Source organism: Sulfitobacter noctilucicola, assembly GCF_000622385.1.
Lineage (GTDB): Bacteria > Pseudomonadota > Alphaproteobacteria > Rhodobacterales > Rhodobacteraceae > Sulfitobacter > Sulfitobacter noctilucicola.
On record NZ_JASD01000008.1, the window covers coordinates 835,332 to 854,867 of the forward strand.

19 protein-coding genes are annotated in these 19,536 nt (G+C 56.5%); 16 read left to right on the forward strand and 3 right to left on the reverse strand.

The window, feature by feature from the left end; genetic code table 11:
• The first annotated feature begins 62 nt into the window (after positions 1 to 62).
• The 5 genes from Z946_RS0107855 (at position 63) to Z946_RS0107875 (ending at position 6,473) form a co-directional block, all read left to right on the forward strand.
• Positions 63 to 1,658: an ABC transporter substrate-binding protein gene (locus Z946_RS0107855; RefSeq protein ID WP_025055179.1), complete on the forward strand. Its 1,596-nt coding sequence runs from the start codon at positions 63 to 65 to the stop codon at positions 1,656 to 1,658.
• A gap of 116 nt (positions 1,659 to 1,774) precedes the next feature.
• The gene (locus Z946_RS0107860; protein ID WP_025055180.1) at positions 1,775 to 2,716 is read left to right on the forward strand and encodes an ABC transporter permease; all 942 of its coding nucleotides are present in this window, start codon (positions 1,775 to 1,777) and stop codon (positions 2,714 to 2,716) included.
• Entirely contained in the window at positions 2,716 to 3,618 is a 903-nt protein-coding gene (locus Z946_RS0107865; protein ID WP_025055181.1) for an ABC transporter permease, read from the forward strand. The genes Z946_RS0107860 and Z946_RS0107865 overlap by 1 nt, the downstream gene beginning before the upstream one ends.
• Positions 3,619 to 3,621: 3 nt before the next feature.
• Positions 3,622 to 5,238 carry an ABC transporter ATP-binding protein gene (locus Z946_RS0107870; RefSeq protein ID WP_025055182.1) on the forward strand — a complete coding sequence of 539 codons (1,617 nt, stop codon included), beginning with the start codon at positions 3,622 to 3,624 and terminating at the stop codon, positions 5,236 to 5,238.
• A gap of 65 nt (positions 5,239 to 5,303) precedes the next feature.
• Positions 5,304 to 6,473, forward strand: a complete 1,170-nt coding sequence (locus Z946_RS0107875) for a M20 aminoacylase family protein (RefSeq protein ID WP_025055183.1) — start codon at positions 5,304 to 5,306, stop codon at positions 6,471 to 6,473.
• Between the two features lie 19 nt (positions 6,474 to 6,492).
• Here Z946_RS0107875 and Z946_RS0107880 read toward each other — a convergent pair whose 3' ends face one another.
• Genes Z946_RS0107880 through Z946_RS0107890 form a run of 3 tightly spaced genes read right to left on the reverse strand, consistent with a single transcriptional unit; the run spans position 6,493 to position 9,283 of the window.
• Positions 6,493 to 7,542, reverse strand: a complete 1,050-nt coding sequence (locus Z946_RS0107880; protein WP_025055184.1) for a flavin monoamine oxidase family protein — start codon at positions 7,540 to 7,542, stop codon at positions 6,493 to 6,495.
• A gap of 6 nt (positions 7,543 to 7,548) precedes the next feature.
• Entirely contained in the window at positions 7,549 to 8,202 is a 654-nt protein-coding gene (locus Z946_RS0107885; RefSeq protein WP_025055185.1) for a cupin domain-containing protein, read from the reverse strand.
• Between the two features lie 22 nt (positions 8,203 to 8,224).
• Positions 8,225 to 9,283 carry an aromatic ring-hydroxylating dioxygenase subunit alpha gene (locus Z946_RS0107890; protein ID WP_025055186.1) on the reverse strand — a complete coding sequence of 353 codons (1,059 nt, stop codon included), beginning with the start codon at positions 9,281 to 9,283 and terminating at the stop codon, positions 8,225 to 8,227.
• A 145-nt stretch (positions 9,284 to 9,428) separates the two neighbouring features.
• On the opposite strand from Z946_RS0107890, the gene Z946_RS0107895 reads away from it, so the two are divergent.
• The 11 genes from Z946_RS0107895 (at position 9,429) to Z946_RS0107945 (ending at position 19,536) form a co-directional block, all read left to right on the forward strand.
• Positions 9,429 to 10,148, forward strand: coding sequence for a PAS domain S-box protein (locus tag Z946_RS0107895; protein ID WP_025055187.1), 720 nt, complete (start codon positions 9,429 to 9,431; stop codon positions 10,146 to 10,148).
• Between the two features lie 102 nt (positions 10,149 to 10,250).
• Positions 10,251 to 11,453 (forward strand): 3-oxoadipyl-CoA thiolase, encoded by a 1,203-nt coding sequence (pcaF, locus tag Z946_RS0107900; RefSeq protein ID WP_025055188.1) that lies wholly within the window; start codon positions 10,251 to 10,253, stop codon positions 11,451 to 11,453.
• Positions 11,454 to 11,485: 32 nt separating this feature from the next.
• Positions 11,486 to 12,478, forward strand: coding sequence for a 1,2-phenylacetyl-CoA epoxidase subunit PaaA (gene paaA / locus Z946_RS0107905; RefSeq protein WP_025055189.1), 993 nt, complete (start codon positions 11,486 to 11,488; stop codon positions 12,476 to 12,478).
• A gap of 5 nt (positions 12,479 to 12,483) precedes the next feature.
• Positions 12,484 to 12,828, forward strand: a complete 345-nt coding sequence (paaB, locus tag Z946_RS20565; protein WP_025055190.1) for a 1,2-phenylacetyl-CoA epoxidase subunit PaaB — start codon at positions 12,484 to 12,486, stop codon at positions 12,826 to 12,828.
• The gene (paaC, locus tag Z946_RS0107915; protein WP_037969111.1) at positions 12,825 to 13,580 is read left to right on the forward strand and encodes a 1,2-phenylacetyl-CoA epoxidase subunit PaaC; all 756 of its coding nucleotides are present in this window, start codon (positions 12,825 to 12,827) and stop codon (positions 13,578 to 13,580) included. Before paaB ends, paaC begins: the two co-directional genes overlap by 4 nt.
• Complete coding sequence (gene paaD, locus Z946_RS0107920; protein WP_025055192.1) at positions 13,574 to 14,041, forward strand: 1,2-phenylacetyl-CoA epoxidase subunit PaaD; 468 nt, start codon at positions 13,574 to 13,576, stop codon at positions 14,039 to 14,041. Before paaC ends, paaD begins: the two co-directional genes overlap by 7 nt.
• A 9-nt stretch (positions 14,042 to 14,050) precedes the next feature.
• Positions 14,051 to 15,115, forward strand: coding sequence for a 2Fe-2S iron-sulfur cluster-binding protein (locus Z946_RS0107925; RefSeq protein WP_025055193.1), 1,065 nt, complete (start codon positions 14,051 to 14,053; stop codon positions 15,113 to 15,115).
• An 11-nt stretch (positions 15,116 to 15,126) separates the two neighbouring features.
• Entirely contained in the window at positions 15,127 to 17,154 is a 2,028-nt protein-coding gene (paaZ, locus tag Z946_RS0107930) for a phenylacetic acid degradation bifunctional protein PaaZ (protein ID WP_025055194.1), read from the forward strand.
• Complete coding sequence (locus tag Z946_RS0107935; protein ID WP_025055195.1) at positions 17,141 to 17,920, forward strand: PaaX family transcriptional regulator C-terminal domain-containing protein; 780 nt, start codon at positions 17,141 to 17,143, stop codon at positions 17,918 to 17,920. The genes paaZ and Z946_RS0107935 overlap by 14 nt, the downstream gene beginning before the upstream one ends.
• Before the next feature lie 42 nt (positions 17,921 to 17,962).
• Positions 17,963 to 18,577 (forward strand): ribonuclease D, encoded by a 615-nt coding sequence (locus Z946_RS0107940; RefSeq protein WP_025055196.1) that lies wholly within the window; start codon positions 17,963 to 17,965, stop codon positions 18,575 to 18,577.
• The gene (locus Z946_RS0107945; RefSeq protein WP_025055197.1) at positions 18,574 to 19,536 is read left to right on the forward strand and encodes a KpsF/GutQ family sugar-phosphate isomerase; all 963 of its coding nucleotides are present in this window, start codon (positions 18,574 to 18,576) and stop codon (positions 19,534 to 19,536) included. Before Z946_RS0107940 ends, Z946_RS0107945 begins: the two co-directional genes overlap by 4 nt.

Genomic DNA, 19,536 nt, shown 5'->3' on the forward strand with positions numbered 1-19,536 from the left:
CCTGCAGGGTGGTTAGTTGGACCCATGCGGAGCGGAGACTTCGCGCCAACAGGGAGACTATAATGCTGCACTTTTTTCGACGCGGTGCACTGACGGGGGCTGCCGCTGCGGCAGCACTGGCCGTTGGACTTGCTGCTACCGCACCTGCCGCACAGGCAGAGACAGTTTTGAAAGTGGTACCACACTCGGGATTGAAAATCCTCGATCCGATCTGGACCACTGCCTACATCACGCGCAACCACGGCTACATGATCTATGACACGCTGTTCACGCTGGACCCCGAAGGCGAGATCCAGCCGCAGATGGCCGATACGGTGTCGCGGTCGGAGGACGGGCTGACAGTCACGATCACGCTGCGCGATGGCCTGAAATGGCACGACGGCGCGGATGTAACGGCTGAGGATACAGTCGCCTCCATCAACCGCTGGGCCAGCAAAGACGCCATGGGCCAAAAGATGATGACCTTTGTGGACAGTCTTGAGGCCACCGACGCCAAGACGATGACCTTCACGCTCAACACACCCACCGGGTTGATCGAGCTGGCATTGGCCAAGCCCTCGTCTAACGTTCCTTTCATGATGCCCGCCCGCATTGCGGCAACGCCGGGCTCAGAGCAGATCGAAGAATACGTCGGTTCCGGTCCGTTCATGTTCAACAATGAAGAGTGGGAGCCGGGTACCAAAGTTGTCTACGACAAGTTCGACGACTACGTGCCGCGTTCAGAGCCGGCAAACGGTCTTGCCGGCGGCAAAGTTGCCAAGGTCGACCGCGTTGAGTGGACACCCAACCGCGACATGCAACAGGCCGTGAACTCCCTGCTCGCGGGTGAAGTCGATATCATCGAAAGCATGCCACCGGATCTGCTGCCGCTGATCGAAGGTAAGGACGATGCATATACGTCGATCTTCAACCCTGCTGGTCTGCAGTACACCTTCCGTTTCAACGTACTGCACCCACCATTCGACAACCCCAAGATCCGTCAGGCGGTGCTCTACGCATTCAATCAAGAAGACTTCCTTGATGCGACAATCGGTGATCCGGACTACTACCAGACCTGCAAGGCAATGTTCGTCTGCGGCCTGCCGTTCGAAACAACCGCGCACATGGATGGCCTGCTGGAGTCCGACTTCGCAACAGCGCGCAAGATGCTGGAAGAAGCAGGGTATGACGGCACACCCGTTGTGCTGATGCACTCCACCAACGTGCCGGTTCTTACAAACCTTGCGCCAGTTGCAAAAGACCTGCTCGAAGCGGTTGGCTTTACTGTCGACATGCAGTCTATGGACTGGTCCACACTGGTGGCACGCCGCTCCAAGAAGGACGCGCCTGCTGACGGAGGCTGGAACGCTTTCGCAACGGCATGGGATGCGGGTGACCTGTTTAATCCGCTTGCGATGGCATTCCTGAATGCCGGCTGTGACAACGCATTGTTTGGCTGGCCTTGCGATGACAATATCGAAAAGCTGCGGGACGACTTTGCGCGCTCCACATCTTTCGATGATCAAAAAGCAATCGTAGAGCAGGTTCAGGCCGCATGGGTCGAGTATCCAACCCACGTGCACTTGGGTCAGTTCAACACTCCGACCGTGCTGCGTTCCAACGTGCAAGGTTTCCTCAACGGCGGTATCTTCGCTCTCTGGAATATCGAAAAGCAATAAGCTTTTGATCGCCTGTCGGGCTGCCCCCTTTCGGGTCGCGGCCTGACACCACGCAGAACCTATTGCCCCCGGACCAGCTTCGGGGGCACCATACGGTACACATCTCTGAGGGGCGCATGGCCAGCTATCTAATCAAACGCATACTGGCGACCATTCCGGTGATGCTCTTCGTCGCTGTCTTCATTTTCCTTTTGCTGCGTTTGACACCCGGCGACCCTGCAGCGATGCTTGCCGGCGACTTTGCAAATGACGCGCAGATCGCAGAAATCCGCAACAAGCTTGGCCTTGATCAACCGCTCTGGAAACAGTTCGGCCTTTGGATTTCCGACATGCTCCGCTTTGAGTTGGGCGAAAGTTTTTACTACAAAAAGCAGGTCAGCGAATTGATACTGCAACGGATAGAACCGACGCTGTCCCTGTCCTTGCTCACCATCATAATGACTGTCCTGATCGCTGTGCCCTTCGGCACGCTTGCAGCCTACAAACAGGGCAGCTGGCTTGATCGTGGCATCATGGGCTTTTCTGTTATCGGCTTTTCCGTGCCGGTCTTTGTGATCGGATACGGGCTTGTTTACATCTTTTCGGTGCAACTGGGCTGGTTGCCGGTTCAAGGGTACCAACGCATAGGGGACGGCGTGGGCGGCTGGCTTTACCGTTTGATCCTGCCCGCCATTGCCCTTTCGGTGATCTTTGTCGCTTTCATCGCACGCATGACACGCACTTCGGTGCTTGAGGTACTGGGCGAAGATTACATCCGCACCGCCCGCGCCAAAGGCCAGACAGAATTTCGCGTCCTGATGCGCCATGCCCTGCGCAATGCTGCGGTACCGATTGTCACCGTGATCGGCCTTGCCATCGCGATCCTGATCGGCGGCGTTGTCGTAACTGAAAGCGTCTTCACCATTCCCGGTCTGGGGCTTTTGACGGTCGAAGCAGTTCTGAACCGTGACTTCCCCACCATTCAGGCCGTGATCCTGTTTTTCTCTGTTGTTTATGTGCTGATCAATCTTGCTGTGGATGTCAGCTATACTCTTCTCGACCCAAGGATCCGCTACTGATGGCCGCCGTTGACCAATCTCCGTTCCGCCAGACCCTTGGCCGTGTTTTCTCCAATACATCCGTTTTGATCGGCGGAGGACTGGCGCTGGTGATTGTGCTGATCGGTCTGTTGGCACCCTTCCTTGATACCCGCGATCCCTCCGGCATCAGCCCCTCCAACCGTAACAAGCCGCCCGGGTTTGAAACCACAATCCGCGACTATGACACCGGCCAGAAAATACCGGTTACATACCGCATGGGGTCGGACACGCTGGGCCGCGATATCTATAGCCGTGTTGTCTATGGCGCGCGCACGTCGCTGATTGTTGGCGTGTCGGTCGCCGGAATTGCCATCATTATGGGCACGCTCATCGGGCTGATTGCGGGGTATTTCCGCTGGGCTGACGGCATTATCATGAGGATCATGGACGGGATGATGGCCATACCCGCGATCCTCTTGGCTATTGCTGTTGTCTCGCTGTTCTCTGCGGGGCTTCTGTCGGTCATCATCGCCATCGTTGTTTCAGAAATACCGCGCGTCGTGCGTTTGGTCAGGTCTGTCGTGCTCTCGATCCGCGAAGAGCCCTACGTGGAGGCGGCGATAACCGCTGGTACGCCCACACCAACCCTTTTGATCCGCCACGTTCTGCCAAATACCCTCGCCCCGCTGATCGTCCAAGGCACATTTATCGTCGCCAGCGCCATCATTGTTGAGGCGATCCTCAGCTTTCTGGGCATCGGTATCCCGCCGGATATTCCAACGTGGGGTAACATCATGGCCGAAGGGCGTCAGGTGTTCCAACTACATCCACATAACATCCTTTATCCCGGCATCATTCTGGGACTCACCGTTTTGTCCGTGAACATCCTCGGCGACGGTCTGCGCGACACGATGGATCCGCGCTTTTCCAAGCGGGTGTAGCAGATGGCAAATGTACTCGATGTCAAAGGGCTGACCGTTCGCCTGCCCGGCTCCTCTGATCGCATGAATGCGGTTGAGGATATCTCGTTCTCCGTTGGCGCGGGGGAGTTGGTCTGTGTTGTCGGTGAAAGCGGGTCGGGAAAATCAGTCACTGCACAGGCTGTGATGGGTCTGCTCCCGAAAGAGCTGAAGCCCAGCGCGGGCGAAACCCAATTGCAGGGCGAAGATACTCTGGCGGCTTCGCCCAACCGCCTGCGCGATTTGCGCGGCACGAAGATGGCGATGATCTTTCAGGAACCGATGACCGCACTGAACCCTGTGACGCGCGTCGGCGAACAGATTGGTGAAGTTCTGGAAATCCACACCGACCTGAGCAAATCAGACCGTCGCAATCGCGCGATCGAGATTATGGAAGCCGTTCATCTGCCCGATCCAGAACGCATGGTCGACAGCTTTCCACACCAACTTTCGGGAGGACAGCGACAGCGCATCATGATCGCCATGGCGCTGGTGCTCGACCCCGTTCTCCTGATCGCTGACGAACCCACCACTGCTCTTGATGTGACCACGCAGGCGCAAATACTGAAACTGGTCAAGGAAATGCAGGAACGCCGTGGCACGGGTGTCTTGTTCATCACCCACGACTTCGGCGTCGTCGCCGAAATCGCTGACCGCATCGTTGTCATGCAAAACGGGCGCATCATCGAACAAGGCCCGCGTGAGCAGATCCTACAGTACCCGTCAGAACCCTACACGCAGATGCTGATGTCATCGGTTCCGTCGATGACACCGCCGTCCCGAACACCCGTTGTGGGCGATCCGGCGATTACAGTGCGTGGGTTGAACAAAATCTATGGACGCACAGGCATCCTGTCGCGCGACCGCATTGTGCATGCGGCCAAGGATATTGATTTGGACGTTGTGCGCGGCGAAACGCTTGGCATTGTCGGTGAAAGCGGATCTGGCAAATCAACGGTCGCGCGTTGTATTGCGCGCTTGATCAGTCCGACCAGCGGCACGATCAACCTGCAAGGTACCGAAATTGCGACCCTCAAGGAAAGCCGCCTGCGGCCGATCCGCTCGCGCATCCAGATCGTATTTCAGGACCCCTACCGCTCGCTCAACCCCCGCCGAACGATCGGGATGTCCCTGATCGAAGCGCCGATGAATTTCGGCGTCACCAAAGAGCAGGCGATCACGGAGGCCCGCGGTCTGATGGAGCTTGTGGGTCTGTCGGCAGATGCGCTCGAACGCTATCCGCACCAGTTCTCGGGCGGCCAAAGGCAACGTATTTGCATTGCGCGCGCTCTTGCGGTGAAACCTGAAATCCTGATCGCGGATGAAGCAGTCTCCGCTTTGGATGTTTCCGTACAGGCGCAGGTGCTGGAGCTGCTCGATGACATTCGCGACAAATATGCGCTCGCCATGTTGTTCATCACGCACGATTTACGCGTCGCTGCCCAAATCTGCGACCGCCTGATGGTGATGCAAAACGGCGTAGTGGTAGAGCAGGGACCAACCGAAGCGCTCTTTGCCAACCCGACACAGGAATACACCCGCCTGCTGCTTGAGGCGGCACCGGGGACAAACGTTGAATTCGGGTCCGGCATCGCTGTCTGAGTCGGCTTGCACCTTGGCCGATTCCGGTCAAACGTGTCCTGAACCAATTACAAGGAGCGCTTGCTATGGGAATTCTGCCAATCATCGACGAAAGCACAGCCGAGCTGACCGAGATATTCGAGGATTTGCACGCGCACCCCGAAATTGGATTTACCGAAGTCCGCACAGCGGGCATCGTCGCTGAAAAACTACGCGCTTACGGCGTGGATGAAGTGCACGAGGGCATCGCAAAAACCGGCGTTGTGGGCATTATCAAAGGCAAAGGCGATGGCAAGCAGCGCATCGGTTTGCGTGCCGACATGGATGCGCTGCCGATTGATGAACAGACGAACCTGGCGTATTCCTCCAAAAATCCTGGCGTCATGCACGCCTGCGGTCACGACAGTCACACAACCATGTTGCTCGGCGCGGCCAAGCACCTCGCAGCTACCCGCGATTTTGACGGCACCGCCGTGGTGATTTTTCAGCCTGCCGAAGAAGGTTTGGGCGGCGCGCGCGGCATGATCGCCGAAGGGCTGTTCGACCGCTTTCCAGTCGATGAAGTGTACGGCATGCACAATTATCCCGATGGTCAGCCCGGAAAATTCGCCATCTGCAAAGGTACCGCGATGGCGGGCGCATCCTTTTTCGACATTCATGTGCAAGGGCGCGGCAGCCATGCGGCAATGCCTCAAGCGAGCCGTGATCCGGTGGTGATCGCCTCTGCACTTGTCGGGCAAATCCAGTCAATCGTCTCGCGCAACGTGGCACCGCTGGATGCTTGCGTTGTGTCTGTCACGCAAATCCATTCCGGTTCTGCCTATAACATCGTTCCTGATACCGCGACGCTGGCAGGGACAATCCGCTATTTCAAAGACGAGGTAATCGAACTGGCCGAGGCGCGGATGCAGGATCTCTGCGATGGCTTTGCCAAAGCGTATGGCGTCGAAATCACCCTTGATCTGCGCAACATCTTCGATGTGTTGGTCAACGACGACAGTCTGTCAGATGCCTATATGGAAGCCGCCGCCGATATCGTCGGTGCCGAAAATGTCTCTGATGACGCCCAGCCCGCGACAGGGTCAGAGGACTTTGCCGATATGCTCAAGGTTGTGCCCGGTGCCTACTGCCGCGTGGGACACATGGGCACGATGCCCCTGCATAATCCGGGGTTTGTGCTTGGGCCGGAGCTTTTGCCTGTGGGTGCATCGATCATGGCGCGTCTGGTAGAGCGTCGTCTGCCGATAGGGGCCTAAGAAGCAGTCGATTCAGACCCTACTCACCCATCCGTAACAAAACATCCTCAGCAGCTTCCAACGCGCCTTCGAGGTAGCCACCAAATTGCTGCGCAACCTCTGTGCCAGCGAACTGGAGCCTTCCGTCCCAAAGGTTATCAAGCGCCGGCGGGAAGCCATAAACCGGATGCTGCATCAGTGGCATCTGATCGGCTTGCGTCGCGGTTTCTTTCGCTTGCGCCCAGTCCGCGATGATGAACTTGGCGGGTGTCAAAGCCTGCGCACCAAATAACCGACCAAGTTGTTCAATAACGGCCCCCTTTAACGCCGTCTGATCCGTCCGCATGGCAGGTGGCACACCGATAAATCCGAACAGGGCGTATGGCCCATCCATCATCGCAGAAGCGTCATGGATTTCGACCATCGGTCCTCGCCTGCTCATTGCGTCACCCGACAGCCCCGCTTCGCGCCAGAACGGGGCATCATAGATCGCAAGCGCCTTGGCCTGTCCGGCCATCCACGTCGGGACATTTCGAAATGTAGTCGTGACCTTATCCGGCAGGACAGGATCAAACCGCAGGTCCCCCACCAATCTGGGTGGCATGGCGAAAACGATCCGCTCTGCCGTGATGATCGAACCGTCGGCAAAGGTCACCTCGACACGCTCTTCGATACGCCGGATCGCCGTTGCGGTTTGCTTCAAACGAATACGCCGTTGGGGAATGGATTGAGCCAACGCCTCCACAAGCGCCGTAAAGCCACCCGCGACCCGTAGCGATCCCTGCATCGCCGACATCCCCTGCCCGCGCTGCACTTGCCCCTGGCCGTCTTCGTACATCAGATCGCCCTGTGCGTATTGCTCAAACACCTGCAGGCCAAGCTGATTGATCAATGTCGCTATGCGCGGTTGGCCTTGCCAGAACCATGCCGGCCCCAGATCAAAAGCGGCACCCTGATAATGCGCAGCATTGATGCGCCCGCCCAACCTGTCGCGGGCGTCTACCAGCTGGTATTCTTTAGATTGCGCCTCAAGCGCCTGCGCGACACGCAAGCCTGAAAGGCCCGCGCCGATAATAAGCGTTTGCGTCATGGAAGATCAGACGTCGGGCGCCGCAGCGAACGGCAGGTGTCCCGTCTTCATCCACAAGGTTGCGCCATCAGCCCCCGCAGTCAGGTCCAATGCCATCCCGTCAGGCAGGCGTAACCAACCACCCTGATCCAAGGTGTCACCGCTTTCACTGATCGAACCGGATAGCACGAGCACTTCCGTCCCTCCGGGACCTTCTTGACTCATATCCTCGCCCGCGCGCAGCTCATGGTACGTGACCTTTTCGCGTGCATCCTCGTGCAAAACGGCATGTCCCTCTTGAGCTGCTGCGCTCATGTCCAGATGGAATTGTGTGCGGTCTTCGGGATCGAATTGCCAAAGCTTTACGAAAATGGTGCACCCGCTCGCAGATCCCGGTGTGTGTGCCGTCGTCGGCGGATTGCGCACATAGGTCCCTGCGGGGTAATCTCCGTGCTCATCCTGAAAAACGCCTTCGAGCACGATGAATTCCTCACCACCCGAATGGGTATGAGCAGAGAAGGAGGAACCGGGCGCGTATCTTACAATGCTGGTGGCGCGGGCCACTTCATCGCCGATCCGGTCCAGCATGCGCCTGTCCACACCCGGCATCGGAGAAGCCTGCCAATCCAGTGCGCTGGATTGCACGGCAACCCGTCTGGTAAAATCTGCGTTCAATTCCATCGGAGTTCCCTTTGACAACACGCTAGCCGCGCATTTTGGCATCGACCATCGCTTCTTCAGCGATCATCGCTTCTTCAGCGATCATCGCTTCAAGCTGTCTGCGGAATCTGAGCGGTCCTGCGTCGATACTCAAATCAATATGCGGTGAGGTCTTCTCTGTCATACCGATCTGGACCTGATCCAGAACGGCGCGGTCTTCTTCAAAAGCATGGCGCACGTCTTCGGACATCATCTCGGAAAGGGCCTCATCGTCGGGACGTAGATTGCGCAGCTGGAACCAATAATACCGCGTTTCTGTCGCGCTGATCGGTGTCATAAAGTTATAGCTGTCCATGATGAATGTATCCTCATGCAACGGACCATCGACACCACCTGTACCCGCCGGCGTGAACACGGCGCGGATCAACGCATGGCCGGGATAGCGCACTTCATAATGCTGCAAACGGTCGCAGTTCCCCTCAAACGCTACGATCTTTTTGTAGAATGGTGCAGGCGCGTGATCCATCATCCAGCGATGAACAATCACACCATTCTCCGTTTTGGTCACACGCAGCGGTGTGTCCTTGGTCGCAGGTGCCGCAAAGGACCCTTGATGCACCCAAGCGACATGTGTGGGATCCAGCAGGTTGTCGCACATCAGCAAGTAATGACAGTTCAGATGCATGGCCGCACCTGTGTTGAGGCCCCATGCCGGATCGTCGAAGTTGGCGATCTCCATAATGTCGTCCGGATCGGCAATCGCTGCGTTGCCCATCCAGATCCAGACCAGTCCGTAGCGTTCTTCGATCGGGTAAGCGCGCACCTGCGCCTGTGACGGGATACGCCCACCACCGGGTGCCCAGACACATTGACCCGCACAATCAAACGTCAGGCCGTGATACCCGCATTCAACCGTCTCGCCCTTGATACGTCCCTTGGATAACGGCAGCTTGCGATGTGGGCATGCATCCTCCAGCGCGATCACCTCGCCAGCTGTGGTGCGAAACATGCATATCTTTTCTTCCAGCACGATAACCTGCTGCAAAGTATCAGTTATCTCGTGACCCCAAGCCGCAACATACCACGCATTTTTTAGAAACATCTTTGCTGCCTTCCTACTACACCGGTTGCACATCCTACCGCTGGGTTATCAGACGATTTCCACATCGCAGGCAAATTTATGTGTTCTAGCAAACCTTTGTTTACCTTTCATTTCTATCCATTTTCGTACCGAAAAAGGAAATGCGATGTTTCAGACGCTATCAATACCAAAACTGGAAGAACTTCTCGACCAATTTTCTGTGCCGATGTTTGTCATTGAACGGACCGGTCCAAGAGAGAGTTTCATTCTCGCGACCCTCAACCGCGCGTTCGAAGAGCTTTCAGGCACGTCCCGCCACGACTTGCTAGGCCAACCAATCATTCGGCTCGCCTCAACCGGGATGCCAGAAGAAGCGATATCGTACTACCGAAACTGCATACGAACAGGGGAGACTGTCCGTTTCTCATACACCTATACAGATGAAAACGGCGACGTGTTGTGGGAGACAACGCTTCAACATGCAAACGGACCTGATAACGAAGACCGCATTATTGCAACCGCCATGAAGTTGCCGCGAGAGCAGTCAGCGCTTCAGGACCAGCTTGCCTTTGATGATCTGCACTACTTTTCGTCTATGGCCGATTTACAGCTTGAGAACCTGAGCTCTGCATTCGACAGTGTGGTCTGTCGGCCAGGTTTCACGGAGATAGACGAAGATCGCGTGATGCGCTTGCATGCCGTTTGCCGAACCGTTCAGCGAAGTGTCGCTGACATCAAAGATATCGTGAGGCGCGCCCAGATCAGACATGCGCGCCAAGTTGCGCCGCCTATCGCGTCATGTACCCACAAAATGGACACTGGCCCGCAGTTGGACACAGCGCGCGCCATTGTGGCAACCAGCGGTGTGCGAAACACGTTCCGCTAGATGATACGTTACCGAATTTTTTCACCCACGATTTTTTCGTAACATTTAACTTGCCAGATTGCTCCTGTTCCCATATTTTCTTGAGAGAATGGGGAACTTACTATGACAGCTTTTATTTGTGACGCGCAGCGCACACCAATCGGACGTTTCGGTGGAAGCCTTTCTTCGGTGCGTGCCGATGATCTGGCAGCAATACCGATCGCAGCCTTGATGGCGCGCAACCCGGATGTGGATTGGTCACGTGTGGACGACGTTATCATGGGCTGTGCCAATCAGGCCGGTGAAGACAACCGCAACGTGGCGCGTATGGCGTCTCTTCTTGCTGGCCTGCCTGTGGATGTCCCCGGTGCCACAATCAATCGGTTATGCGCGTCCGGAATGGATGCTGTAGGTGCCGCATCCCGTGCGATCCGTGCAGGCGATATCGATCTGGCCATCGCGGGCGGTGTCGAAAGCATGACCCGTGCGCCCTTTGTGATGCCGAAAGCCGAAACCGCGTTCTCTCGCGGGAATGCAGTTTATGATACGACCATCGGCTGGCGCTTTGTGAACCCCAAGATGAAAGCACAGTATGGTGTCGATTCGATGCCTGAAACTGCCGATAATGTCGCCGCGGACTATGATGTAAGCCGTGCCGATCAGGATGCGTTTGCCTACCGCAGCCAGCAACGCTGGGCTGCTGCCGATGCTGCCGGTGTGTTTGCAGAAGAAATTACGCCCGTCACTATTCCTCAGCGCAAAGGCGATCCGGTTACCGTAGACCGCGACGAGCATCCTCGCCCCGATACAGCACTTGAAAAGTTGGGTAAACTGCGTGGCATCAACGGTGCCGACCTCACTGTGACGGCGGGCAACGCGTCTGGCGTCAATGACGGTGCCGCCGCTATGTTGCTGGCTTCTGAACAGGCCGCCAAAGATCACAACCTGACACCCATCGCCCGCGTTGTCGCCATGTCTGCCGCTGGTGTTGAGCCTCGTGTCATGGGCATCGGTCCGATCCCGGCCTGTCAGAAGGTGCTTGCACGCGCCGGTCTGACGATCGACCAAATGGACGTGATCGAACTGAACGAGGCATTTGCCTCGCAAGGTATCGCCACTCTGCGCGCACTTGGCGTGGCGGATGATGCCCCGCACGTTAACGCCAACGGCGGCGCTATTGCCATCGGCCATCCGCTGGGCATGTCCGGCGCACGTCTGGTGATGACTGCAGCCCTGCAACTGAAACGAACCGGCGGCCGCTATGCCCTTTGCACCATGTGTGTGGGTGTAGGTCAGGGCGTCGCCATGATCTTAGAGCGCACCTGAAAACGCTGCTCATTCTTGAAAGGACCTGAACGATGTATGCACAGATGATCAAGTCTACCGGTCAGGGGGTCAAATCCCTTGATGAAATGGAACCGCAAGAACGCGCCTTTCAGGAACGCATCAACGCGGGCGGCAAGATTGAGCCAAAGGACTGGATGCCGGAAGGCTACCGCAAGAACCTGATCCGCCAGATCGGTCAGCACGCCCATTCGGAGATTGTAGGCCAACTGCCCGAAGGCAACTGGATCACACGCGCACCCACGCTGGAGCGCAAAGCGATACTTCTTGCCAAGGTGCAGGATGAAGCCGGTCATGGCCTGTATCTTTACTGTGCCGCCGAAACGCTGGGTGTCACGCGTGACGATCTCACCCGTGATCTGCTTTCTGGCAAGATGAAGTATTCTTCGATCTTCAATTATCCGACCCTAACATGGGCCGATATGGGAGCTGTAGGTTGGCTGGTCGATGGTGCCGCGATTATGAATCAGGTGCCTTTGCAGCGTACGTCTTACGGCCCCTATGCCCGTGCGATGGTCCGCATCTGCAAAGAGGAATCCTTCCACCAGCGGCAGGGTTTCGACATCATGATGAAGATGGCCAACGGCACGGAGGCACAGCGCAAAATGGCGCAGGATGCGCTCAATCGTTTCTGGGGCCCGGCGCTGATGATGTTCGGCCCGTCGGATGCAGAATCTGTTCATTCCGCGCAATCCATGGCGTGGAAGATCAAGATGAATTCGAATGATGAGTTGCGCCAGAAATTCGTGGATCAGACCGCCCCGCAAGCCGAGTATCTTGGCCTGACGATACCGGACGAGACCTGCAAGCTGAACGAAGAAACCGGTCATTACGACTTTGCCCAACCCGACTGGCAAGAGTTCTTTGATGTGCTCAAGGGCAATGGCCCCTGCAACACGGAACGGTTGGAAGCACGTAACAAGGCGTGGGATGACGGTCGCTGGGTGCGTGAGGGTCTGCTGGCCCATGCCGCCAAGAAGCGCAGTGCAAAAATGGCGGCGGAGTAACTGAAATGAGCAGCCCTGAATCAAGTCCTTACAAGGCAACCAAAGCAACCGAACATGCAGAGACACGTAAAACCGAATGGCCCCTTTGGGAGATTTTCATTCGGGGGCAGCATGGCCTGAGCCATCGTCACGTTGGATCCTTGCACGCGGCAGACGCTGAGATGGCGATCAAAAACGCCCGCGACGTCTATACTCGTCGCAACGAAGGCGTGAGCATTTGGGCTGTTGAAGCATCGGCCATCGCTGCCTCCTCCCCCGAAGAAAAGGGTGCGCTCTATGAGCCAGCGAACGATAAGGTATACCGCCACCCCACATTCTTCGACATTCCTGACGAAGTGGGGGCGATGTGACCGACCCGCTGTTCGAATATCTGTGCCGATTGGGTGATAATACGCTGGTTTTGGGTCATCGCGTATCCGAATGGTGCGGCGTTGCACCGGTGATCGAAGAGGACATTGCCCTCGCCAATACCGCACTTGACCTTATCGGTCAGACGCAACTGTGGCTTGGTCTGGCCGGGGAGGTCGAAGGAAAGGAACGTGATGCCGATGCGCTTGCGTTTCACCGCGATGCCTGGGACTTCAGGAACGTCCTTTTGGTTGAGCAACCCAACGGAGATTTCGGTCAGACGATGATGCGGCAGTTCCTGTTCGACAGCTGGCATCTGCTGATGCTTAAGGGACTGATGACCTCTTCTCACGACCAGATTGCAGCAACTGCGGAGAAATCAGTCAAAGAGGTCACGTACCACCTTGAGCGGTCTCAGGACACTGTAATTGGTCTTGGTGACGGGACAGAGGAAAGCCATAACCGCATGCAAGCAGCCCTTGATCGGCTTTGGCCCTATGCGGGCGAGATGTTTCTGTCCGATGATGTAGACAACGCGATGGTAGAACAGGGTCTAGCACCCGATACCGCCGCACTGCGTCCTGCGTTCGACGCACACCTTTCCGATGTTTTGTCAGAGGCGACACTGACCAGACCCGAAGACGACTTCACTCACAAAGGTGGCAAGAACGGTGTGCGCCATACTGAGCATCTAGGTCATATGCTGACGCAAATGCAATGGCTGCAACGCGCCTATCCGGATGCGACATGGTGATAGAAAAACCAGCGTTAGAGACTGTTTGGTCATGGCTTTCTGATGTGCCAGATCCGGAAATTCCGGTGATATCTCTTACGGATCTGGGGATCATCCGCGATGTGCAATGGCAGGGTGACACACTGGAAGTCACCGTGACGCCAACCTATTCAGGTTGCCCCGCGACCAGCATTATAAATCTGGACATCGAAACCGCTCTGCGCGAACGGGGCATCGAAAACCTGACTTTAAAACGGCAATTGTCGCCGGCATGGACGACGGACTGGCTCACCGAGAGCGGCAAAGCCAAGCTTGAGGCGTACGGCATTGCACCGCCCCAACCCGCAGGTGGTCCGCAGCATTGCCCTCATTGCAAATCCAGGGCCGTGGAAAAGATTAGCCAGTTCGGTTCGACGCCCTGCAAAGCACAGTGGCGTTGTACCGATTGCCTCGAACCCTTCGACTATTTCAAATGTATCTGAGGCGCTGACATGAGCCAGTTTCACCCCTTATTAGTGACTGATATCCACCACACGATCCGCGATGCTGTGGTCCTCACGCTTGAGCCGGAAAATCCGCAAGCGTTCGATTTCACACAAGGTCAGTATCTGACGTTCAAACAGGATTTCGACGGGACAGAGTTGCGCCGCAACTACTCGATTTGTGCAGGCCTTGATGACGGCAAGCTGCAAGTGGGTATCAAACGTGTAGACGGCGGTGCTTTTTCCACCTTCGCCAACACCGAACTGAAAGTCGGGGACACGCTGCATGCAATGCCGCCGCAAGGTAAGTTTTTCACTGCATTAGAGCCTGATACAGCGAAAAACTATCTGGGTTTTGCAGGTGGGTCTGGGATCACGCCGGTGCTGTCGATCCTCAAAACGGTGCTGAAGCGTGAACCGCAAAGCACCTTCACGCTTGTTTATGCCAATCGCGCGGTAAACACGATCATGTTCCGAGAGGAGCTAGAGGACCTCAAGAACCACTATATGGGTCGGCTCACAATCATCCATATGCTCGAATCCGGTCAGGATATTGACCTGTTTACCGGCCGCGTGGATCAGCAAAAATGCGAAGCGTTGTTTAAGCATTGGATAGACGTCGACGGGATCACAACCGCATTCATTTGTGGTCCTGAGCCGATGATGCTGGCGATTGCGGATAGCCTGAAATCCCACGGGTTAGAGCCTGATCAGATCAAATTCGAGCTGTTCAGCGAAAGCCAGCAAGGCCAGCTTGCCAAACAGGAGATGGCAAAACGCAGCGAAGGTCAGAAGGGCACAGAGCTCACGGTGATTATCGAAGGGGCGCAGCGCAGCTTTGAGATGCCAAAAGGCCAATCGGTTCTGGAAGCCGCGCTTGCGAACGGACAGGACGCACCTTTTGCCTGCAAGGCTGGCGTGTGCTCCACCTGCATGTGCAAGGTCATCGAAGGTGAAGTCGAGATGATCAGCAATCACGCGCTCGAAGACTATGAAGTGGAGCGCGGCTATGTCCTGTCGTGCCAATCTTACCCGCTTACTGACAAACTTGTTGTCGACTACGACACCCATTAAGGAGCCGCCCCATGCTCGACGTTCAAAGCTTTGCCGCTGGTCAATGGATCGCGCCTGACAGTGGCGCACGAGAGATTGCCAGCGCCATCACCGGCGACGTCATAGCGCAGGCGGGCACGTCGGCCTTAGACGTTCAGGCGATGCTTGGTTATGCTCGTGATGTCGGCGGCCCCGCATTACGCAAGCTTACTTTCCACGACCGCGCCCGCATGCTTAAGGCAGTCGCGATGTACCTGATGGAGCGCAAGCAGGTTCTTTATGATCTGAGCTATGATACGGGTGCCACGCTGAGCGACCACAAAATCGACGTGGACGGCGGGATCGGGACCATGCTGGTGTTTGCCTCCAAGGGCCGGCGCGAGATGCCGGACGGTCATGTGTTTCTGGATGGCCCGCCCGAGCAATTAGGCCGCACCGGTGCATTTATGGGGCGCCATATATGCACACCTCTGCAAGGCGTTGCAGTCCATATAAACGCGTTCAATTTCGCTGTCTGGGGCATGCTAGAAAAACTGGCCCCGACCCTGCTTGCAGGTGTACCCGCGATCGTAAAGCCAGCCACAGCTACCTGCTATGTAACCGAAGCTTGTGTTCGTATGATGCTTGAAAGCGGCCTGTTGCCCGAGGGTTCTTTGCAACTCGTTAGCGGCGGTCTGGGTGATATGCTGGATCATCTCGGTTGTCAGGATGCGGTGGCTTTCACAGGCTCCGCTGACACCGCGCTCAAGCTGCGGGCAAATCCGGTGCTGCTGGAAAATTCCGTCCGCTTTGCATCGGAACAGGACAGCCTGAACGCCTCCGTATTGGGCACTGATGTAACACCTGACACGCCCGAGTTTGAACTGTTCGTCAAGGAAGTGCAGCGCGAGATGACCGCAAAGGCAGGTCAGAAATGCACCGCGATCCGCCGGATTATGGTGCCTGATGCCCTGATAGAGCCTGTTATCGAAGCTTTGAAAGGCCGTCTTTCGAAAATCGCCGTGGGTGATCCGCGTCTCGAAGACACTCGGATGGGCGCGCTGGTATCCGCCAGTCAGAAACAGGACGTTCTCGAAAAAGCGTCTCTGATACAGGCGGAAGCTGAGATAGTTTCCGGTAATATGGATGAATTTACCGTAAAAGGTGCCGACAAGAACAAAGGCGCGTTTGTTCCGCCCATGTTGTTTCATTGCGCTGATCCCGATGCAGCCGTGCGTGTCCACGACACCGAAGCCTTTGGTCCCGTCTCGACAATTATGCCTTACCGCGATCTGCCACATGCCATCGACTTGCTGAACAAGGGCAAAGGCTCGCTTGTTGCTTCCGTGATCACCAACAACAGTGATGTTGCGCGGGAAATTACGCTGGGGAGTGCGACGTTTCATGGCCGTCTTTATTTCAACAATCGCACTTCAATGGCGGAAGCCACAGGCCACGGCGCACCTTTGCCTCATATGGTTCATGGCGGTCCCGGCCGCGCTGGTGGTGGCGAGGAATTGGGCGGCATCAGAGGCGTCATGCATTATATGCAGCGCACCGCGGTTCAGGGCAGTCCTGACATACTGAGCGCGATCAGCGACCAATGGGTGCCGGGCGCGTCCGAGATCACGCACAAAGACCATCCCTTTACCCGTACTTTCAATGAGGTCGGGCTGGGAGAAACCTTCAACTCTCCCTCCCGCGAAATCACGCTGGAGGATATCGAAACATTTGCGCATTTCACCGGCGACACGTTTTACGCGCACATGGATGACGAAGCCGCCAAGGCCAATCCGTTCTTTCCCGGTCGTGTCGCGCATGGTTACTTGCTGCTGAGCTTTGCGGCGGGGCTTTTTGTGCAACCTGATCCCGGTCCGGTTCTTGCCAATACCGGCCTTGATAACCTGCGCTTTATGGCACCCGTTGCCGCAGGAGATAGCATCCGCGTGCGCCTGACCGTCAAACATAAGACGCCGCGCAACGATGAATATGGCGAAGTGCGTTGGCACGTGACGCTTTACAATCAGGACGATGCCGTGGCCGCAGAATACGAACTGCTGACGATGAATGCATACGGATAATTTTTTCACCCTGACCGAAGATTTGCGCGGTCTTGGCGGGCGGCGCGTCTGGTCTCTTATGATCAGCCTGTTCGGTGATCTAGTGCAGGACGAAGGCCAGACCATCAGCGGCCCTACCCTATCTGCGATCATGGCCGCATTGCACGTCAAGCCGGAGGCGGCCCGCGTCGCCCTTCATAGATTGCGCAATGACGGCTGGATCGATTCCGACAAATTGGGACGCATCAGCCGGCATAGCCTCACCGCAAAAGGGCGCGCAGAATCTGCTGCCGCCAGCCCCCGCATCTATGCGACGCCGCAACTGTCTGATGGTGCTTGGCAGGTCATTGTGACCCAAGGGCCGGATGACACGATGGACGGTCTCGGTTTTGTCCAGATCATTCCGCGCGTCTATGTCGGAGGCGTTGATCTGGTCGCACCAACCGATGCGCTTACGTTGCCTGCCAGTACTGTTCCTGACTGGCTCCGCCAACAGCTCGCCCCGCGCACGCAGCATGCCGGATATCGCAGCTTGCGAGATACCCTATGCAGAATCGGGGACACGTTGCCTGACGTTGCACAACTTACGCCCGTCCAGATTTCCGTTCTGCGGTGTCTTATCGTTCACAACTGGCGGCGGCTTGTGCTCAAGCATCCTCAATTGCCCTCCCCGCTTGTCGACCCTGACGGACCTGCGCACCAATGCCATATTGTCGTCGCCGGTCTGCTTGAGCGGTATCCCCGCCCCGATGTGTCAACGATTGAGCAGTACTGCGCCGCAGCATAACAGCCGCTTTCCCAACCGCGCATTGCACGGTATAGCAAGCGCATGACAAATTATCTCTATCAGAACGATCTGCCTAATGACCTTGATCTGGGTCCGATGGTTGCCATTGATTGCGAAACGATGGGTCTGCATCCCCACCGTGACCGTTTGTGTGTGGTGCAGCTTTCCGGCGGAGACGGGAACGCACATCTTGTTCAGATCGCAAAAGGCCAGACGGAAGCGCCCAATCTGTGCCGGCTTCTTGAAGACCCGCAAGTGCTCAAGCTTTTTCACTTTGGCCGCTTTGACATCGCAGCGATGCTGAATGCGTTTGGAGCGACGACTGCGCCGGTCTATTGCACGAAAATCGCAAGCCGACTGATCCGTACCTACACTGACCGGCACGGATTGGCGAAACTGTTACAAGAATTGCTGTCGATCGACATTTCCAAGCAGCAACAATCGAGCGATTGGGGCGCTGAAACCCTGACGCAAGCGCAGATCGACTATGCCGCGTCCGATGTTTTGTACCTCCATCAATTGCGTGACAAGCTGAACGAAATGCTGGAGCGCGAAGGCCGGATGGAGATTGCGCAAGCCTGCTGGGATTTCCTGCCAATGCGCGCCAGGCTTGACCTTGAAGGTTGGCCCGATACGGACATCTTTGCCCATTCATGAAGACACCGTATCTTGATACCGCCGCAAGGGTCATTCGCACCGAAGCGGCCGCGTTGAACACCTTGGCCGATGCACTGGACGGGCGGTTTCGTACGGCCATTGACCTGATGCGTGATACCAAGGGACGTGTGATTGTCACCGGCATAGGCAAGTCAGGTCACATCGCGAACAAGATTGCCGCGACCCTTGCGAGCACAGGCACGCCTGCACAGTTTGTGCACCCCGCTGAAGCAAGCCATGGCGATCTGGGTATGATCACTGCGGCCGATGTCGTCCTCGCCATCTCGAATTCCGGCGAAGCGCCGGAGTTGGGCAATCTGATCGCCTATTCGCGCCGCTACGAAATACCGCTGATCGGGATAACCAGCGTCGAAGATAGCACGCTGGGACGCCAATCCGATGTCATCCTGCTTCTGCCCCGCGTGGCAGAAGCTTGCGGAACGGGTATTGTGCCAACAACCTCGACAACGATGACGCTGGCGATGGGCGATGCGCTTGCCGTTGCGTTGATGGAAAACCGTGATTTCACTGCAGAGCATTTCCGCAACTTCCATCCCGGTGGCAAACTGGGTGCGCAGCTTAGTCTGGTCCGCGATTTGATGCACACCGGTGACAAATTCCCAAGTGTATCAGAAGCCGCCGATATGCCTGCGACGCTGACAGAAATTGGCAGTAAGGGTTTTGGCGTTACGGCTGTGCTGAACGATCAGGGAACGCTTGCTGGCATCATCACCACCGGTGATCTGGGTCGACACATGGAAAGGCTCATGTCGTTGAAAGCGGGTGACATCATGACACGCAACCCTGTCACGATTGCACCCGATGCGCTTGCCGAAAAAGCGGTGGGCCTGATGAATACACGCAAGATCAATTGCCTGCTGGTCGCCGACCCTGACGCGCCAACCGTCCCGCTTGGCGTTTTGCACATCCATGATTGTCTGCGTGTCGGGTTAGGTTAA

Excerpts from the sequence above, each read along its gene's own strand:
- pcaF (WP_025055188.1), top strand. The coding sequence starts at position 10,251 with ATGACAGCTTTTATTTGTGACGCGCAGCGCACACCAATCGGACGTTTC.
- Z946_RS0107875 (WP_025055183.1), top strand. The coding sequence starts at position 5,304 with ATGGGAATTCTGCCAATCATCGACGAAAGCACAGCCGAGCTGACCGAG.
- Z946_RS0107940 (WP_025055196.1), top strand. The coding sequence starts at position 17,963 with ATGACAAATTATCTCTATCAGAACGATCTGCCTAATGACCTTGATCTG.
- Z946_RS0107855 (WP_025055179.1), top strand. The coding sequence starts at position 63 with ATGCTGCACTTTTTTCGACGCGGTGCACTGACGGGGGCTGCCGCTGCG.
- Z946_RS0107890 (WP_025055186.1), bottom strand. The coding sequence starts at position 9,283 with ATGTTTCTAAAAAATGCGTGGTATGTTGCGGCTTGGGGTCACGAGATA.
- Z946_RS0107945 (WP_025055197.1), top strand. The coding sequence starts at position 18,574 with ATGAAGACACCGTATCTTGATACCGCCGCAAGGGTCATTCGCACCGAA.
- Z946_RS0107870 (WP_025055182.1), top strand. The coding sequence starts at position 3,622 with ATGGCAAATGTACTCGATGTCAAAGGGCTGACCGTTCGCCTGCCCGGC.
- Z946_RS0107885 (WP_025055185.1), bottom strand. The coding sequence starts at position 8,202 with ATGGAATTGAACGCAGATTTTACCAGACGGGTTGCCGTGCAATCCAGC.
- Z946_RS0107880 (WP_025055184.1), bottom strand. The coding sequence starts at position 7,542 with ATGACGCAAACGCTTATTATCGGCGCGGGCCTTTCAGGCTTGCGTGTC.
- Z946_RS0107865 (WP_025055181.1), top strand. The coding sequence starts at position 2,716 with ATGGCCGCCGTTGACCAATCTCCGTTCCGCCAGACCCTTGGCCGTGTT.
- paaZ (WP_025055194.1), top strand. The coding sequence starts at position 15,127 with ATGCTCGACGTTCAAAGCTTTGCCGCTGGTCAATGGATCGCGCCTGAC.
- Z946_RS0107935 (WP_025055195.1), top strand. The coding sequence starts at position 17,141 with ATGCATACGGATAATTTTTTCACCCTGACCGAAGATTTGCGCGGTCTT.
- paaA (WP_025055189.1), top strand. The coding sequence starts at position 11,486 with ATGTATGCACAGATGATCAAGTCTACCGGTCAGGGGGTCAAATCCCTT.
- paaB (WP_025055190.1), top strand. The coding sequence starts at position 12,484 with ATGAGCAGCCCTGAATCAAGTCCTTACAAGGCAACCAAAGCAACCGAA.
- Z946_RS0107895 (WP_025055187.1), top strand. The coding sequence starts at position 9,429 with ATGTTTCAGACGCTATCAATACCAAAACTGGAAGAACTTCTCGACCAA.
- paaD (WP_025055192.1), top strand. The coding sequence starts at position 13,574 with ATGGTGATAGAAAAACCAGCGTTAGAGACTGTTTGGTCATGGCTTTCT.
- Z946_RS0107925 (WP_025055193.1), top strand. The coding sequence starts at position 14,051 with ATGAGCCAGTTTCACCCCTTATTAGTGACTGATATCCACCACACGATC.
- Z946_RS0107860 (WP_025055180.1), top strand. The coding sequence starts at position 1,775 with ATGGCCAGCTATCTAATCAAACGCATACTGGCGACCATTCCGGTGATG.